The sequence below is a fragment of the Microtetraspora niveoalba genome (assembly GCF_001570405.1).
GTDB lineage: Bacteria > Actinomycetota > Actinomycetes > Streptosporangiales > Streptosporangiaceae > Microtetraspora > Microtetraspora niveoalba.
The window spans coordinates 88358-104159 of sequence record NZ_BBYM01000010.1; the positions used below are offsets into that span (position 1 = coordinate 88358).

The window sequence follows — 15802 nt, forward strand, 5'->3', positions numbered from 1 at the left end:
GACATAAAGGAGGAGGAAGCCATGACCGAGCACCGAGAAGCGTGGCCACCTGACGACATCGAGTTGGTCCTGGATCACGACTCCGAGATCGACAGTGACTTCGAAGAGATCTACGAGAGCAAGGGCAATCGGATCACCGACAAGTATGTGGATGATGCGGTCGCCGATGTTCACCGTGCGATCGACGAGGGACGTGTAGCCGCCCCGACCAGCCGCGGCGGGCGCCCCTCGCTGACACGCGAAGGGACGCACTCACCAAGGGTCTCCTTCCGGGTACCCGAAGAACTACGCGAACGCGCGAAGGCTCGAGCCGAGCAAGAGGGTAAGACGGTGTCCGCACTGGCCCGAGAAGCATTCGAGCAGTTCCTCAAGGCAGGCTGACATTCAGAACCGGCCTGTTGATAGCCGAACGCAATCCGCCGGAGGCCGATTGCCCCTGCGTCGGTTCCGTACTTCGCCGCTTCACAAGATCGGAAGGCCAGCGGGTCGGTCAGGCCGGCCTGCGCGTCGGAGAGGAAGATTCGCAGGTCGAGGGCTCCCACGGCGTGGCCTGGTACGCGCGGACGCTCGGCTCAACACTGATCGCGGCCCTGACCCAAAGCGCCGGCACCTTGACCGAGATCCTGGCGGAAGGCATCAAAGCCACAACGTCGCTGCATGACTTCACCTGCGACGTGAGCCATCCCGGCTCGCCCTCGGCAATCGTCGCCATGCTCCGCCGTACCGGTGACGATCTGGACTATCTCGTCCTGGCCGACTCCGTCCTCGTGCTCGACGTGATCGGCATGGATGAGCCGATGGTCATCACCGATGACCGGGAAGCACAGGTCGGCACGCGCTACCGGACGGCTATGGATGCGCTGGACTCCGGCCCCCCCGATCACACCGCTGCTCTGCGTGCGTACGTCGAGGCCATGCGGGCGCACCGCAACCGCGACGGCGGATTCTGGGTCGCCGCATCCGACCCCCTCGCCGCCGAACATGCACTCACAAGAACACTGCCCGCTGACCAGATTCGCGCGGCGGCACTCCTCAGTGACGGAGCATCCCGCCTCGTCGACCGATTCCAGCTCGCCACCTGGCGGCAAGCCCTCGACATCCTCACGCAGCTCGGCCCCGGAGAGCTCATCCGCCAAGTCCGCCAGGCGGAACACTCAGACATACACGGCAAGCGCTGGCCCCGTGGGAAGTCTTTGGACGACGCCACTGCGGCCTACAGCATGCCGTAGCTATCCGCACGGTTATCCGGCGCGGTTATCGTCAAGGCCTTCGTATCGAAGCCTCTTGTGATCAGCCACACGGCCAGGACCAAGGTTTGTAGGGCTAGTGGTGCGTTCATGGACAGGTAGAGCGGCGTGACGACGTCAGTCACACGAAACAGCACCAAGAAGCTCGCCAACATGGCTAGTCCAGCCCCAAGGATTCCCCATACAGACAGCCAGCAAGGGACAAATCTCCACCGATACAGAATGGCGAACAGCAGGAGATCTCCGAGGCTCAGCGAGATGATCACGCCGGCATGATTGACCAGGTCGCGCCCCGTCCGCAACAACTCGCCCAAGGATCCGAGGTGAGATGCGCCCACAGCGCCGGCTTGGGTGAATTCCTGACCCAGCACCAGGAACAATGGTAAGAGAATCACGCCTACGAGATGGAACGTCGCTGCGATCATCCTGAATCCAAGGAAGCCCAGACTGAGCGCTTCATTCGCCATTCTCAATGTCGGGTACAGGTACAGCGCAAACCCGACATAGGCGGGGATCATGATGAACTGAGAAGCTGCGCCGATGATGATCTGGCTCTCATGCGCAGAAATGAGATCGAGGTAGTGCGGCTCCTCTATGGCGGGAACAACACTGAACACTCCGGCGACCATGCCCACGATGACTAGTGCGCCGGCAATTGCAGTTGCTCGCCTGGCTGTATTCATGACACTTCTCCCCGTGTATGTCGCCGCGGCCGGCCGCTCCGCCTCTTACACCCGTAAGGCTGCTGCAGACGCTATCCTTACATCCGTAAGGCCGCAAGCGTTCCTGCGCATCACGCCGCCGACCCCGATGGATCAGGAGAGAAATGGACCTCGATCCTGGTCGCGGCGACAGCCTGCCCGCAGCCGTGTCCGCGGACATGTACCGGGAAACCGTGCTCGCGGGGCGAGTGGGCGACTGGACCGTGCTCATCGAGGAGAGCGGGTGGACGTGCACGGAAGCCGACAAGGCACAGGCACTTTCGGCCGAGACCGTGGCCGTGGCGGTGCTGAGGCATGACTAAGCATCCGACGACTTCGTTCACGCGGTGGACGGGGAGTTGGTCACGTACTTCGACCCCAAGGTTCCAGAACGGCGGCACGGAAGCGATCCTGATCGGCTCAACGACCTGATGAGGGAGGCGGGCCTTGATCCGGATGGTGTACCCGGAACTGGCGCTGAGGCGCCGTCGTCGGTGTCCGGAGCGCTTCTCCTCGCAGCCCGGTTGACCGGCGTGGTGCTACCCCCGGATCAGAGGGCGACTCATGAGCGGCGTCGTCGGTTGACCTGTCCCCGACGTCCGGCGGCCAGCGTTGAGGGCGGGTGCCAGACGAGATCCTGCCTCCGGTACCCCAGAATCCCCGCGCTACATCAGGGCCCCAACTCAAACCTGCGGATCAAAAGATCGACCCTACGCTGTTCCGGGCAGTTCAATGCAGTCCAGAGGGCATGGGCGGACCATTCTGAACCGCCTCGACTGCAACTGGAAATGCAACCGGGTGGAATCTAGCTCAGAGTGGCTCCTGGCCTTGATAAATCTCACTACACTCCGGCCAGCTGAAATCGTCAGTGACGGACTATATGCTTCCCACCCATGAGCAGAGACGAGTCTTCTGTCGTGTACACGAAGCGGATGGACGTGGAGGTGGAGGACTGCGGTCAGGTCTATCTGCTGGATCGGGGGGACTACGAGGCCACCGACAGGCCAGATGACTCACCGACTCACTCCGTCGGGCTCATCGAAGTGAAAGGGAGAGGCGTCGCCAACCTGTACATCGCCACACAGTGGGGAATGATTCCCTTCACAGTGACTGTCGCCGACCGGGATCCGGGTGCTGACCTTGACGGCTATGAGGACATCGTGGAGATCAGTTTCGAGTCCCCGTCGGGCGAGGTCTTCCTGGTGGGATGGCTCATGGATTGGGACGACGAAAAGGCGCACAACCTTTCGCCGCTGCTTTCTGGTCCCGGTACGTACCGATTGCGTTATCACGTCCGAGGCATGGATGAAGAGCGCTGCGCGGTAGATGACCACTACCTTCAGATATGGCCTGCGCCACAGCGTGATCCGGCCGTTCTGAAAACTACGGATGAAACCTTACGTCCTGAAGCCTGACTTGAATCGAACCCACAGCGTCAGCTTGGAAATGATCTACTGACCTTGACGGGCTGAGCTGGGAAAACGGGGGTGCAGGTCAGGGTGGGTCGAGTTCCCGTGATTCCCCGTGAGTGACCGCGGTTCCCCGTCTGTTCTGGCACTGATCTGGCACGTGATCAAGGTGGTGACCTGTTGCCTTGTCACGGTGACGAGCCTGGTCGCCCGGTGGGCCGGGACTGAAGCACGAAGCCCCTGCCCGGCGATCGCCCCCACCCCCGAGGGGCGTTCCTGCGCGGCGGCAATTTCCGGCGTGAGGCCAAGTGGGCGAACGCGCTCAAGGAGATGGGCGTCTCCGACCTGCACTTCCACGACCTTCGGCACACCGGCGACACGCTCGCCGCCCAGTCAGGGGCGAGTCTCGCCGACCTCAAGGCGCGGATGGGGCACGACAGCGACCGGGCGGCGCTCATCTACGAGCACGCGACGCGCGACGCTGACCGGAAGATCGCCGACGCCCTCGACACGCGGGTCATGGAAGTGCGCAGAGACGGGGGAGACGAAGGCACGGCCGGTGCGGTACCCGCAAGCTAATGGCACGTTTGGCACGAACGCCGCTTCCCTTGATCAGGAAGGCGGCGTTTTGGCTGGTGGAGCCTAGGAGATTCGAACTCCTGACATCCTGCTTGCAAAGCAGGCGCTCTGCCAACTGAGCTAAGGCCCCTGGTGCTAGGGAAAGCTTACCGGGCGGAAGTGGCAACCTGGTGCGAGCCGACCCCGGCGGTGGTGTTGAGCAACGCGGGGAACTCCGCGATCGACTCGATGATGTGGGTGGCGCCGCCGTCGAGGAGGCGTTCCCGGCTGTGGCCGCCGGACAGCATCCCGGCGACGATCGAGGCGCCGGCGCGTCGGCCGGCGAGCATGTCGTTCTCCGAGTCGCCGAGGACGGCGACCTCGCGTACGTCTTCGACGCCGGCACGCAGGACGGCGGTGAGGATGAGGTCCGGGAAGGGGCGTCCCCGTCCGGCGCAGTCCTCCGGGCAGAGGGCGAAGTCGAGCTCGCCCGCCCATCCGAGAGTGCCGAGGACACGTCCGAGAGTGGAGCGGCTGAACCCCGTGAGCAGAGCGACCTTGATCTCGGCCTCGTGGAGCTTTTCCAGGGCTTCGACGGCCTCGGGCAGGGGGAACAGGCCCGTCCTCTCGATGGCGCCCTCATAGGAGCGCTCGAACGTCAGGTTGGCGGCCTGCGCCTGGGGTTCGTTGCCCGGGAAGATACCGCGGAAGACCTCGATCGTCGGGCATCCCCGGGACCTGTGCACCTGCACCATGGCGCGCGCGTACGCGCCGGTCCCGGGGACGATGCCCTGGGTGGCGATCGCCTCGGCGAACGCCCGCTCCACCATGGCGATGTCGCCGATCGTGGTGCCGGCCAGGTCCAGGCAGACCAGCCGTACGGGCGTCATGCCCGCTCCTTCCCCACGATCAAGGTCCACCCCCGGTTGTCAGTTCTCGCTGCCGGTGGCCTCAGTCCACAGGTCCAGCTCGGCGCGGTCCGCCTGCACCTTGCGCCAGACGAGCAGTCCCCCAAGAGCGACCAGCGCGAGAACGAGCAGCTTCTTCACGGTGTGACCCCACTTCTTGACGGTCTCACCTGCCGGGTGAGACAACGCCCGGTTCTACGGTTCCTTGCAGCCTAGCAAGTGATCGGCGTTCAGCCCTGCTCACAGGGGAACCGGTTGGACCTTAATTCAAGGGTCAATCGGCCCGTATGGCAGGCCGTACGCCTGGCGACGCACGGTGTACTGGTGAGATTGCCCAGGTCACAGATGCGCTAATCCCTGGAGCGCGAGCGGGACCGTCGGATTTTCGGACGGCCGACGTTGACTCCGCCCTGAGCAAAAAACCTTCTCAGGGGATGGCTGCGGAGAGGAGCACGGCCGTGCCCTCGGGTCCGGTGCGGATGCTGACGTCCGCGAGCCGATGCATCAACCAGATTCCCCGGCCGCCGAAATCGAACCGGGCCAGGCGCTTGCGGTGCAGCGTCCGATCGGGGATGCCAGGCCCGCTGTCGGTGACCTCGCAACGCAGGACGCCCGGCTCCCTCCACATCGCGATGCCCCGGGGTGCGATGCCGTACCGGACCGCGTTGGTGACCGCCTCGTGGACGGCGAGGACGAAGTCCTCCAGCGCCGTGCCGACCAGTCCGGCGGTGCGCGCCGACTCGGTGACCATGTGCCGGACCATGGTGATCGCGCCGCGATCGAACTCCAGGCTCAACAGGGTGCCCGACACCTCATCACCGCCTCATGCCGCCTACCGCTTTCGCTTCTACTTACCGCTCATGCTTGGCTGACACGTCTTGCCGAAAAATCGGTAGAAAAAGGTCAGTCGCCGAGCAGGTCGTCGAACTCGCCCGCCTTGACGGCGTACGCGAAGAGGCGCAGGTCAGCGGCCGGGTACACGAGCGCGGGCCCCTCCGGGTGCCGCGAGTTGCGCATCGCCACGCCGCCTCCGGGCAGCGGCGCGAGCTCGACGCAGTTGCCGTTCGGGTTGCTGTGCCGGCTCTTACGCCAGGGAAGGTCGCCCAGTTCGGCGCTCGGCATTCCGTTGCGGAACTCGCTCATCCATGCCTCACTCTCTTGTTGATCATGGGCAAGAATACGTCCCTCTACATTTGCACGTGCATCGGTACATGCAGCGGCAAATGCGCGAGCCATGCCGAACCGGCAGCGTACGAACTAGCGCGAGGTGCGGGCGCGGACCAGGATGAAGGCCACCACGAGCAGCACGCCGAACGCGACCCCGACGAGGAAGCCGGAGGCGCCGTCCCGGGCTCCCAGGCTGATCCCCAGGACGCCGACCAGGGCCAGCACCAGGAGGTACACGGTGGTGAAGACGTAGAACCGGCGGCCGAAGAAGGTCCGCCGCCCGGGCGCCTCCGGCGGCGAGGCGACCTCCGCGGCCGGTCCCGCGCTGGCGGAGGCCGGACGCTTGAAATATTCGTAGTACATCCAGGCGCCGCACGGCTCCCAGCCGTCGGGGGCGAGGCGGTCGCTCAGGGCGCGCCGCCCGGCGATCGGCACCCGCTCCCGGCGGTACTCCCACTGGAGCGGCCGCTCGGCGTCGCGGCGGCAGACGAACCGGCCGAGGCCGTCGACCCGCTGGACCTCCCAGCCCTGCCGACCGAAGTGGTCGAGCATCTGCCTGTCCTGGAAGATGTCGGCCGTCCACCGCCACTCGCTCGCCCGCGGCGGGGCCTCGTCCTCGCCGGCCGTACGCGCGGTGAGCTCGGCGGCGAAGTCGGCCGCGGGGCCGAACTCGGCCTCGGGCTCCGTACCGGTCTCGTCGAGGTGGGCGGCGAGGTCGTCGATCGTGGCGGCCACCCGGTCCGCCGGCACACCCGCAGCGCGCAACCGCTCCGTCAGTTCCTCGAAGTAGTCGAGGGAGCCCGTGTGATCAGAGTTGCCCGTCATTCGATCTTTCCCTTGGACAGCACGGCGCGTACGGAGTCGTCGAACGCCAGCCACAGCCGGCCCTGCTCCTCGAGGGTCCGGTGGCCCTCCTCGGTGAGGCTGTAGTAGCGGCGGCCCGGCCCCCTCTCGGTGGCCCGGAACTCGGCCGCCACCAGCCCCGCCTCCTCCAGCCGGTTGAGCACGGGGTAGAGCGTGCCGCCCCTGATCTGGCCCAGCCCGGCTCCCGCCAGTGTCTTGGCGATCTCGTATCCGTAGTTCTCGCCCTCGGTCAGGCTGGCGAGCACCAGGAGGTCGAGGACGCCCTTGAGCCAGCTCGCGCGTCGGTCGGTGGCCATGCGCTCATCCTCGCACCGGTTCGATCGCCCCTGTGTCGGCACGTCCGGCCCGTGTGGGGGCGGGCACGAGGAGCAGACCGCGCAGGTCGATGAGGACGTGGGCGATGATCGGGATGAGCAGGCTGCCCTGGGAGAGGTACATCCCGGTCAGGGCGCACCCGAGCAGGGCCACCATGATCATGCCCTTCCAGCCCTGGTACCAGTGGCCGGCGACGAAGACGACCAGAGCCGCTCCGGCGGCCACCTTGACGTCGAGGCCGAACACGCCCACGCCGAGCGCGATGAGGAAGCCGCGATAGAGCACCTCCTCGCAGACACCCGCGGTCACCGCCATGGCGGCCGCGGCCCAGCGCTCGGCCGTCGTACGCGGCAACATCGCGCTGAAGGCGGCCTGGCCGGGGATGTCGCGGCCCGACTTCGCCCGGCGCCGGAGCACCACGGTCACGACGGCCAGGCCGATCGTCGCCCCGACGACCATTCCGGTGACGTGGGAACCGCCGCCGGGCGGCGCCACGAGGCCCAGGTCGGCGAGGCCGACGCCCGGCGACATCGCGGCGAGGACGAGCGCGACCGCCATCAGGCCCCACGACTCTGCGATCCAGGAGCGGAACATCCGCAGGAGCGCCCGGGGGTCGCCGTCCCGGTGGCGGACCAGCCTCTCGTACGAGCGCCTGCCCAGCCAGGGGGTGAGGAGCAGCAGGTACGCCACCAGCGGGGCGGCGAGCCAGGCGGCGAGGGTGGAGAACTCGGGGGAGATCGTCATCGCCGTGTCCTTTCATTCGTAGCGTGACGATCTAAACCGTAGAACAACCTAGTTAGGATTACAACCTAGATGAGATCGCGAGTACGGATGAAGGCGGACGGAGAGCCGCGAAGCGGATCGTGCTCCGGGACCACAGCTCCGCCACAGGGCGGCGCCGCCATCCCCGGCCGGCGCCGCGACGCTCCGCCGTCGTTTCCGCCGCGCGGCGGGGCAACTCCTACGGGGCACCGGCAGACGTCCGCCCGGGCATGACCTGGGCCGACGAGGGTAAGTGCGGGCCCATGGCTCGAATAGCGTCGGAATCTCTGATCGAACGGCTGGCCGCCTGGGGCGTGGAGACGGTCTTCGGGCTGCCCGGCGACGGCATCAACGGGATCATGGAGGGGCTGAGACGCCACCAGGACAAGGTGCGTTTCCTCCTGGTCCATCACGAGGAGGCGGCGGCCTTCATGGCCACCGCCCACGCGAAGGCCACCGGCCGGATCGGCGTGTGCCTGGCGACGTCGGGCCCCGGGGGCGTCCACCTGCTCAACGGCCTGTACGACGCGAAGCTCGACCACGTGCCCGTGCTGGCGATCACCGGGATGCAGGAGACCTCCGTGCTCGGCACCGGCTACCAGCAGGAGGTGCACCTGGAGCGCCTGTACGAGGACGTCACCGTCTACAACGAGATGATCTACAACCCGGTGCAGCTCCCCGCGCTGGTGGACATCGCGATCAGGACGGCGTACGCGCGGCGCGGGGTGGCCCACCTGACCCTGCCGAACGACATCCAGGTCGCGCCCGCCGGCGCGGACCCCTGGGAGCACGTGGCGCCGGCCCGGCCGCCGGAGACCGCGCCCGTCTATCTCCGGCCGCCGGCCCGGCCGCGCGAGGCCGACCTGGAGCAGGCCGCGACCGTGCTGAACTCCGCCGAACGGCCCGCGATGCTGGTCGGCGCGGGGGCGCTGCACGCGCGCGAGGAGGTCCTCGCCGTGGCCGAACGGCTCGGCGCGCCGGTGATCAAGACGCTCCCCGGCAAGGCGGTGATCCCGGACGACTCGCCGTACACGACGGGCGGGATCGGGCTGCTCGGCACGCGGCCGAGCGAGGAACTGGTCGACGACGTGGACGTGCTGTTCATGGTCGGCACGAACTTCCCCTACACCAAGCACCTGCCGCCGCCGGGGAAGGTCAAGGTGGTGCAGTTGGAGGTGGACCCGTCGCGGGCGGGCGTCCGGATCCCCACCGACGTGCCGGTCATCGGCGACGCCAGGGAGGGCCTGCGCGCGCTGCTGCCGATGCTCACCGAGCACGACCACGCCCATCTCCAGAAATATCAGGAGAAGATGAGGTCCTGGCGGTCGGACATGGAGGCGCTGGAGAGCCCCGAGCGCGACCCGGTCGCCCCGCAGTACCTCATGTCGGTCATCGACGACCTCGCGACCGACGACGCGATCCTCACCTGCGACAGCGGCACCATCGCCACCTGGGCGGCCCGGCACTGGACGATCAGGGGGAACCGGGGCTTCTACCTCTCCGGCAACCTCGCCACGATGGCGCCCGGCCTGCCGTACGCGGTGGCGATGCAGCACGCATTCCCGGGGCGGCAGGTGATCGCGTTCGTCGGCGACGGCGGGTTCGCCATGCTGATGGCCGAGTTCCTCACCGCCGCGCAGCACAACCTGCCGATCACGGTCGTGATCAACAACAACAACTCGCTCGGCCAGATCCTCTGGGAGCAGATGGTGCTCGGCTATCCGGAGCACGGCGTGCGCTTCAACGAGCCGTGGCCCGACTTCTCGGTGTGGGCCCGCGCCTGCCACGGCTTCGGGGCGAAGGTCACCCGCGCCGCCGACGTCGCCTCGGCGATCAGGGAGGCGCTGGCGCACGACGGGCCCGCGCTCGTGGACGTGAACGTCGACCCGAACGAGCCGCCGATGCCGGGCAAGGTGACGTACCAGCAGGCCAAGAAGTTCACCGAGGCGTTCCTGCGCGGCCAGCCGCACAAGGCGGCGATCGCGACCACGTTGTTCAAGGACCGGATCCAGCAGATGGGCGACTAGATCATGGCTTCGCGCAACCTTCTGCTCGAACGCGAGCTGCGCCGCCGTGTGGACGGCGAGGTCAGGTTCGACGACGGCAGCCGGGCGCTGTACGCCACGGACGCGAGCAACTACCGCCAGGTGCCGGTCGGCGTCGTCGTCCCGCGTACGGTGGAGGCCGCCGTGGACGCGGTGGCGGTGTGCCGTGAGCACGACGTCCCCGTGCTGTCGCGCGGCGGCGGCACCAGCCTCGGCGGCCAGTGCTGCAACGCGGCCGTCGTGATCGACTGGTCGAAGTACTGCGACCGGGTCGTCGAGATCGACCCGGACGCGAAGACCGTGACCGTCGAGCCGGGCATCGTGCTCGACACGCTCAACGCGCGCACCGCCGAGCACGACCTCATGATCGGCCCGCGCCCGGCCACGCACGACCACTGCACGATCGGCGGGATGCTCGGCAACAACTCCTGCGGGTCGACCGCCCAGGCGTACGGCAAGATGTCCGACAACGTGCTCGGGCTCGACGTGCTGACGTACGACGGCGACCGCTTCTGGGCGGGCCCCGGGGGAGGCGACGGCGTGCCGCCGCGGATCACCGCGCGGCTGCGCTCGATCGCCGAGCGGTACGGCGAGGAGATCCGGCGCCGCTTCCCCGACATCCCGCGCCGGGTCTCGGGATACAACCTCGACGCCCTCCTGCCGGAGAACGGGTTCGACCTCGCGAACGCGCTGGTCGGGTCGGAGTCGACGCTGGTGACGATCCTGCGGGCGCGGATGCGGCTGGTGGACCGGCCGAAGGCGCGGGCGATGGTGGTCTTCGGCTTCCCGTCGATCTTCGAGGCGGCGGACGCGGTGCCGTCGATCCTGCCGCACCGGCCGCTCGCCCTGGAGGGGCTGGACGACAAGCTGATCGGCTTCGAGAAGCGCAAGCACCTCAACGCCGAGGCGCTGCGGCTGCTGCCCGAGGGCGCGGGCTGGCTGGTCGTCATATTCGGCGGGGACGACCAGGACGAGGCGGACAGCAGGGCGCGGGCGCTGGCCGACGAGCTCGGCCACGCGGTGCGCTTCTTCGACGACCCCAAGCACGAGGACGAGCTGTGGCAGGTGCGCGAGGCCGGCCTCGGCGCGACCGCCTGGGTGCCGCTCGAACCCGACACCTGGCCCGGCTGGGAGGACTCCGCGGTGGGCCCGGACGACCTCGGCGCCTACCTGCGCGACATGCACCGGCTCCAGGAGGAGTACGGCTACGCCGAGGCGTCCTCGCTGTACGGGCACTTCGGGCAGGCGTGTGTACACACCCGCATCCCGTTCGACCTGGTCACCGCAGACGGGATCAGGAAATATCGGGAGTTCATCGAGCGGGCGGCCGACCTGGCCGTCTCCTACAACGGGTCCCTCTCGGGAGAGCACGGCGACGGGCAGGCCCGCGGCGAGTTGTGGCCACGCATGTTCGGCGCCGAGCTCATGCCGGCGTTCGCCGAGTTCAAGTCCGTCTTCGACCCGAACGAGCGGATGAGCCCGGGGAAGCTGATCCGCCTCTCGGGGGCGGAGCCGTACCGGATGGACGAGAACCTGCGCCTGGGCACGGACTACGCGCCGCCCGACCTCGACACGCACTTCGCCTATCCGCACGACCGGGGCTCGTTCGCGCGCGCCGCGCTGCGCTGCGTGGGCGTGGGCAAGTGCCGCCACGAGAAGGGCGGCGTCATGTGCCCGAGCTACCGCGCCACACGTGAGGAGAAGCACTCCACCCGGGGCCGCGCCCGGCTGCTGTTCGAGATGGTGAACGGCGGCGTCATCGACGACGGCTGGCGGTCCGAGGCCGTCATGGACGCCCTCGACCTGTGCCTCGCCTGCAAGGGCTGCAAGAGCGACTGCCCCGTCAACGTGGACATGGCGACCTACAAGGCCGAGTTCATGGCCCACCACTACGCCGGACGGCTCCGCCCGCGCGCGCACTACTCCATGGGCTGGCTGCCGGTGTGGGCGCGGTTGGCGGCGTTCGCGCCCGGCCTGGTCAACCTCCTCACCCGGACGCCGCCGCTCGACGCCCTGGTCAAGCGTGTCGGCGGCATCGCGCCCGAACGGACCCTCCCGGCCTTCGCCGCCGCCAGGTTCAGCCGGGCCTACCGCCGCCGCGGGCCGCGCGGCGACGGCCACCGGGGTGAGGTGCTGCTGTGGCCGGACACCTTCACCGACAACTTCCACCCGGAGGTCGGCGCCGCCGCCGTCCGGGTCCTGGAGCGGGCGGGGTTCACCGTACGGCTGCCGCGCGCGGCGGCGTGCTGCGGCCTGACCTGGATCTCCACCGGGCAGCTCGGCGTCGCGCGCAAGGTGATCGAGCGCACGCTCGGGGTGCTGCGCGACGAGATCAGGGCGGGCCTCCCGATCGTCGGCCTCGAACCGTCCTGCACCGCCGTGTTCCGCGCCGACGCGGCCGAGCTGATGCCGCACGACCTCGACGTCAGGCGGCTGCGCGACCAGACGCGCACGCTCGCCGAGCTGCTGGACGAGCACGGCGTGGAGCCGCCGCCGATGGACCGCGACGTGATCGCGCAGCCGCACTGCCACCAGCACGCGGTGATGCGGTTCGACGCCGACCGGCGGCTGCTGGAGGCGAGCGGCGCCCGGCTGACCGTGCTCGACGCCGGATGTTGCGGCCTCGCCGGGAACTTCGGGTTCGAGGACGGCCACCACGCCGTGTCCATGGCCTGCGCCGAGGACGCCCTGCTGCCCGCGCTGCGTGCCGCACCGGCCGACGCGGTCGTCCTCGCCGACGGGTTCAGCTGCCGTACGCAGATCGAGGAGGCGGGGATCGGGCGGCATCCGGTCCATCTCGCCGAGGTCCTGGACGCGGCCTGGCGGGCCGCCCTGGCCGGCGCGCTGCCCCGGCAGGCGCGCCGTACGGTGCCGGTGCCCGCGGATCGGACCCCCGGAACACGATGACGCCGATCCGGAGCCTGCGCGCCGCCACGTACGTCGTGCCGACGGACCGGCCGGAGGCCGACGGCACGCTGGCCTGGGACCGCACGACCGTCGTCGTGGTGCAGGTCACCGGAGGCGGGCAGACGGGCCTCGGCTGGACGTACGGCGCCGCCGCCTGCGCCGCCGTCGCGTGCGACACGCTGGCGCCGGTCGTGTTCGGGCGGAACGCGTTCGACGTGCCCACCGCGTTCCAGGAGATGGTCCGCAAGGTGCGCAACGACGGCCGGGCCGGCGTGTGCGGGTACGCCGTCTCGGCCGTCGAGACCGCGCTGTGGGACCTGAAGGCACGGCTGCTCGGCGTGCCGCTGTGCGCGCTGTTCGGCCAGGCGGCGGACGGGGTGCGCGTCTACGGAAGCGGCGGGTTCACCACCTATCCGCACGCGGTCCTCGCCGAGCAGCTCGGCGGCTGGGTCCACGACCGGGGCATCCCGCGCGTGAAGCTCAAGATCGGCGAGAGCTGGGGCACGCGGGAGGATCGCGACCTCCAGCGTGTACGGCAGGCCCGCGACGCCATCGGCTCCGGCGCCGAGCTGTACGTCGACGCCAACGGCGCGTACACGCCCAAGCAGGCGATCCGGCTCGGCCGCGTGATGGAGGAGTGGGACGTCCGCTGGTTCGAGGAGCCGGTCTCCTCCGACGATCTCCACGGGTTGCGCCGGGTCCGCGACGCGGTGCGCGCCGACGTCGCGGCGGGGGAGTACGGCTGCGACCCGTACACCTTCCGGCGGCTCGCCCGGGTCGTGGACTGCCTGCAGATCGACGTCACCCGCTGCGGCGGGATGCTGGAGTGGCGGCGGGCCGCCGCGCTGGCCGCCGCGCGCGGCCTGGAGGTGTCCGGGCACTGCGCGCCGCAGCTCCACCTGCACGTCGCGCTCGCGACCCCGAACGTCCGGCACCTGGAGTGGTTCCACGACCACGTCAGGATCGAGTCGATGTTCTTCGACGGCTTCCGCGAGCCGGTCGAGGGTGTGCTGCGGCCCGACCCGTCCCGGCCCGGTCTCGGTCTCGACCTGCGTGAGGCGGACGTGGCGAGGTACCGGACGGGAGGCGCCGATGCCACGGGCGATTGAGGACTACGCGCTGATCGGCGACCGGCACACCGCCGCGCTGGTGGGGCTGGACGGCTCCGTCGACTGGTTGTGCCTTCCCCGGTTCGACTCCGGCGCGTGCTTCGCCGCCCTGCTCGGCCGTCCGGAGCACGGCCGCTGGCTGATCGGCCCCGCCGACGAAAGCGGCGCTGTACGACGGGCCTACCGGGACGGCACGCTGGTGCTGGAGACGGAGTTCGCGACCGGCGACGGGCGGGTGCGGCTGACCGACTGGATGCCGCTGCGCGAGGGCGGGGCCGAGGTCGTGCGCCGGGTCGAGGGGATCTCCGGGCGGGTGCGGATGCGCTGCGAGCTGGTCCCGGCCTTCGACTACGGGCACATCGTGCCGTGGCTGCGGCGCGAGGGCCGGCGGGTGCAGGCCTTCGCCGGCCCCGACACGCTGACGCTGACCTGCGACGTCGAGCCGTCCCTCGACGACGGCCGGGTGAGCGGGGAGTTCGAGCTGGCCGAGGGGAGCACGGCCGACTTCCACCTCGTCTGGACGCCGCTCGACCGCGAGCCGCGGGAGCCGGCGGACCTCAGCCGCTCTCTGGAGGAGACCACCCGCTGGTGGCGCGACTGGGCCGGCCGGTGCGCGTACGACGGGCCCTACCGCGACGCGGTCGTCCGCTCCCTGATCACGTTGAAGGCGCTGACGTACGCCCCGAGCGGCGGCGTCGTCGCCGCGCCGACCACGTCGCTGCCCGAGCGGATCGGCGGCGTGCGCAACTGGGACTACCGCTACTGCTGGATCAGGGACGCCACGTTCACGCTCAAGGCCCTGCTCGAAGCCGGGTACGAGGAGGAGGCGGTGGCCTGGCGCGACTGGCTGCTGCGCGCGGTCGCCGGCCGGCCCGAGCAGGTGCAGATCCTGTACGGCGTGGCCGGGGAGCGGCGGCTCGTCGAGACCGAGCTGCCGTGGTTGCCCGGCTACGCCGGCTCGACGCCGGTGCGCGTCGGCAACTCCGCCACCGGACAGCTCCAACTGGACATGTACGGCGAGCTCATGGACGCGATGCACCAGGCCAGGCGGTACGGCATCGCGCCGGACGACCGTGCCTGGGAGGTCCAGCGCGACCTGCTGGAGTTCCTGGAGTCCAACTGGCGGCGGCCGGACCGGGGCATCTGGGAGATCCGCGGGCCCGCCCGCCAGTTCACCTTCTCCAAGGTGATGGCGTGGGTGGCGGCGGACCGGGCGGTGCGGGCCACCGAGCGTCTCGGGCTGCAAGGCCCGGTGGACCGCTGGCGGCGGCTCCGCGAGGACATCTTCACCGAGGTCTGCGCCAAAGGGTACGACGCCGAACGCCGGACCTTCACCCAGTACTACGGCGGAAAGGACCTGGACGCGGCGCTGCTGCGGATGGCGCCCGTCGGCTTCCTCCCCGCGGACGACGAGCGGATGCGCGGGACCGTGGCCGCCATCGAGTCCGACCTGGACCACAGGGGCCTGCTGCGGCGCTACGACAGCGACTCGGAGGTGGACGGCCTGCCGCCGGGCGAGTCGGCGTTCCTCGCGTGCAGCTTCTGGCTGGCGGACAACTACCTGCTGCAGGGCAGGGTCCGCGAGGCCGGGACGCTCTTCGAGCGGCTGCTCGGCCTGCGCAACGACGTGGGCCTGCTGTCGGAGGAGTACGAGCCGGACGAGGGGCGGATGACCGGCAACTTCCCGCAGGCGCTCTCGCACATACCGCTCGTCGGCACCGCGCTCGGCCTCGCCCGCGCCTCCGCGTAACCGGCCGGGAACAGAAGCCTCCGCTTAGCCGACCGGGAACAGAACACGCGCCCCGCGTGA

General features: G+C 69.3%; 17 protein-coding genes, 1 tRNA gene and 1 pseudogene. 10 read left to right on the forward strand and 9 right to left on the reverse strand.

The window, feature by feature from the left end; translation table 11 throughout:
- Positions 1 to 21 precede the first annotated feature (21 nt).
- Positions 22 to 381, forward strand: coding sequence for a ribbon-helix-helix protein, CopG family (locus AWQ70_RS10605; protein ID WP_157529993.1), 360 nt, complete (start codon positions 22 to 24; stop codon positions 379 to 381).
- A gap of 17 nt (positions 382 to 398) precedes the next feature.
- Positions 399 to 1229: an integrase gene (locus tag AWQ70_RS10610; protein ID WP_174552379.1), complete on the forward strand. Its 831-nt coding sequence runs from the start codon at positions 399 to 401 to the stop codon at positions 1227 to 1229.
- Here AWQ70_RS10610 and AWQ70_RS10615 read toward each other — a convergent pair.
- Entirely contained in the window at positions 1214 to 1930 is a 717-nt protein-coding gene (locus tag AWQ70_RS10615) for a DUF4386 domain-containing protein (protein WP_067173631.1), read from the reverse strand. The two genes, AWQ70_RS10610 and AWQ70_RS10615, sit on opposite strands and share 16 nt — an antisense overlap.
- A gap of 143 nt (positions 1931 to 2073) precedes the next feature.
- Between AWQ70_RS10615 and AWQ70_RS10620 the strand changes: the two genes are divergently transcribed.
- The 4 genes and pseudogenes from AWQ70_RS10620 to AWQ70_RS10630 all read left to right on the forward strand — a co-directional run bounded on the left by AWQ70_RS10620 (position 2074) and on the right by AWQ70_RS10630 (position 3936).
- A complete protein-coding gene (locus AWQ70_RS10620) occupies positions 2074 to 2271 on the forward strand; it encodes a hypothetical protein (protein ID WP_067173634.1) in 198 nt (65 codons plus the stop codon).
- A 15-nt stretch (positions 2272 to 2286) separates the two neighbouring features.
- A pseudogene (locus AWQ70_RS42370) lies at positions 2287 to 2757 on the forward strand (DUF6461 domain-containing protein); the annotation flags it as partial.
- Between the two features lie 84 nt (positions 2758 to 2841).
- A complete protein-coding gene (locus AWQ70_RS10625; RefSeq protein ID WP_067173638.1) occupies positions 2842 to 3363 on the forward strand; it encodes a hypothetical protein in 522 nt (173 codons plus the stop codon).
- 270 nt (positions 3364 to 3633) lie between these two features.
- On the forward strand, positions 3634 to 3936 hold the full coding sequence (locus tag AWQ70_RS10630; RefSeq protein WP_281196890.1) for a tyrosine-type recombinase/integrase: 303 nt from the start codon (positions 3634 to 3636) through the stop codon (positions 3934 to 3936).
- Positions 3937 to 3990: 54 nt separating this feature from the next.
- Here the strand turns inward: AWQ70_RS10630 and AWQ70_RS10635 are convergent.
- The 8 genes from AWQ70_RS10635 to AWQ70_RS10665 form a co-directional block, all read right to left on the reverse strand.
- Positions 3991 to 4066 (reverse strand) — tRNA-Ala (locus AWQ70_RS10635).
- A gap of 16 nt (positions 4067 to 4082) precedes the next feature.
- On the reverse strand, positions 4083 to 4805 hold the full coding sequence (locus AWQ70_RS10640; RefSeq protein ID WP_067173644.1) for an HAD family hydrolase: 723 nt from the start codon (positions 4803 to 4805) through the stop codon (positions 4083 to 4085).
- Between the two features lie 39 nt (positions 4806 to 4844).
- On the reverse strand, positions 4845 to 5009 hold the full coding sequence (locus tag AWQ70_RS38735) for a DLW-39 family protein (RefSeq protein WP_157529994.1): 165 nt from the start codon (positions 5007 to 5009) through the stop codon (positions 4845 to 4847).
- Positions 5010 to 5250: 241 nt separating this feature from the next.
- Positions 5251 to 5634, reverse strand: a complete 384-nt coding sequence (locus tag AWQ70_RS10645; protein ID WP_067173647.1) for an ATP-binding protein — start codon at positions 5632 to 5634, stop codon at positions 5251 to 5253.
- A 92-nt stretch (positions 5635 to 5726) separates the two neighbouring features.
- On the reverse strand, positions 5727 to 5966 hold the full coding sequence (locus tag AWQ70_RS10650) for a DUF397 domain-containing protein (RefSeq protein WP_067173651.1): 240 nt from the start codon (positions 5964 to 5966) through the stop codon (positions 5727 to 5729).
- Positions 5967 to 6080: 114 nt separating this feature from the next.
- Positions 6081 to 6815: a hypothetical protein gene (locus AWQ70_RS10655; protein WP_067173654.1), complete on the reverse strand. Its 735-nt coding sequence runs from the start codon at positions 6813 to 6815 to the stop codon at positions 6081 to 6083.
- Positions 6812 to 7150: a PadR family transcriptional regulator gene (locus AWQ70_RS10660; protein ID WP_067173657.1), complete on the reverse strand. Its 339-nt coding sequence runs from the start codon at positions 7148 to 7150 to the stop codon at positions 6812 to 6814. Before AWQ70_RS10660 ends, AWQ70_RS10655 begins: the two co-directional genes overlap by 4 nt.
- Before the next feature lie 4 nt (positions 7151 to 7154).
- Entirely contained in the window at positions 7155 to 7913 is a 759-nt protein-coding gene (locus AWQ70_RS10665; RefSeq protein WP_067173661.1) for a CPBP family intramembrane glutamic endopeptidase, read from the reverse strand.
- 281 nt (positions 7914 to 8194) lie between these two features.
- On the opposite strand from AWQ70_RS10665, the gene AWQ70_RS10670 reads away from it, so the two are divergent.
- From AWQ70_RS10670 to AWQ70_RS10685, 4 genes are read left to right on the forward strand one after another with little or no spacing between them, the layout of a single operon-like run.
- A complete protein-coding gene (locus tag AWQ70_RS10670; protein WP_067173664.1) occupies positions 8195 to 9958 on the forward strand; it encodes a thiamine pyrophosphate-dependent enzyme in 1764 nt (587 codons plus the stop codon).
- A 3-nt stretch (positions 9959 to 9961) separates the two neighbouring features.
- Positions 9962 to 12883, forward strand: coding sequence for an FAD-binding and (Fe-S)-binding domain-containing protein (locus tag AWQ70_RS10675; RefSeq protein WP_067173667.1), 2922 nt, complete (start codon positions 9962 to 9964; stop codon positions 12881 to 12883).
- Positions 12880 to 13992 carry an enolase C-terminal domain-like protein gene (locus AWQ70_RS10680; protein WP_067173670.1) on the forward strand — a complete coding sequence of 371 codons (1113 nt, stop codon included), beginning with the start codon at positions 12880 to 12882 and terminating at the stop codon, positions 13990 to 13992. Before AWQ70_RS10675 ends, AWQ70_RS10680 begins: the two co-directional genes overlap by 4 nt.
- A complete protein-coding gene (locus tag AWQ70_RS10685) occupies positions 13976 to 15742 on the forward strand; it encodes a glycoside hydrolase family 15 protein (protein ID WP_067173674.1) in 1767 nt (588 codons plus the stop codon). The genes AWQ70_RS10680 and AWQ70_RS10685 overlap by 17 nt, the downstream gene beginning before the upstream one ends.
- Positions 15743 to 15802: the final 60 nt, after the last annotated feature.

What these genes read in the sequence shown, in the direction of transcription:
- AWQ70_RS10605 (WP_157529993.1), top strand. Translation starts at nt 22, where the DNA reads ATGACCGAGCACCGAGAAGCGTGGCCACCTGACGACATCGAGTTGGTC.
- AWQ70_RS10615 (WP_067173631.1), bottom strand. Translation starts at nt 1,930, where the DNA reads ATGAATACAGCCAGGCGAGCAACTGCAATTGCCGGCGCACTAGTCATC.
- AWQ70_RS10620 (WP_067173634.1), top strand. Translation starts at nt 2,074, where the DNA reads ATGGACCTCGATCCTGGTCGCGGCGACAGCCTGCCCGCAGCCGTGTCC.
- AWQ70_RS10625 (WP_067173638.1), top strand. Translation starts at nt 2,842, where the DNA reads ATGAGCAGAGACGAGTCTTCTGTCGTGTACACGAAGCGGATGGACGTG.
- AWQ70_RS10640 (WP_067173644.1), bottom strand. Translation starts at nt 4,805, where the DNA reads ATGACGCCCGTACGGCTGGTCTGCCTGGACCTGGCCGGCACCACGATC.
- AWQ70_RS10650 (WP_067173651.1), bottom strand. Translation starts at nt 5,966, where the DNA reads ATGAGCGAGTTCCGCAACGGAATGCCGAGCGCCGAACTGGGCGACCTT.
- AWQ70_RS10655 (WP_067173654.1), bottom strand. Translation starts at nt 6,815, where the DNA reads ATGACGGGCAACTCTGATCACACGGGCTCCCTCGACTACTTCGAGGAA.
- AWQ70_RS10660 (WP_067173657.1), bottom strand. Translation starts at nt 7,150, where the DNA reads ATGGCCACCGACCGACGCGCGAGCTGGCTCAAGGGCGTCCTCGACCTC.
- AWQ70_RS10665 (WP_067173661.1), bottom strand. Translation starts at nt 7,913, where the DNA reads ATGACGATCTCCCCCGAGTTCTCCACCCTCGCCGCCTGGCTCGCCGCC.
- AWQ70_RS10670 (WP_067173664.1), top strand. Translation starts at nt 8,195, where the DNA reads ATGGCTCGAATAGCGTCGGAATCTCTGATCGAACGGCTGGCCGCCTGG.
- AWQ70_RS10675 (WP_067173667.1), top strand. Translation starts at nt 9,962, where the DNA reads ATGGCTTCGCGCAACCTTCTGCTCGAACGCGAGCTGCGCCGCCGTGTG.
- AWQ70_RS10680 (WP_067173670.1), top strand. Translation starts at nt 12,880, where the DNA reads ATGACGCCGATCCGGAGCCTGCGCGCCGCCACGTACGTCGTGCCGACG.
- AWQ70_RS10685 (WP_067173674.1), top strand. Translation starts at nt 13,976, where the DNA reads ATGCCACGGGCGATTGAGGACTACGCGCTGATCGGCGACCGGCACACC.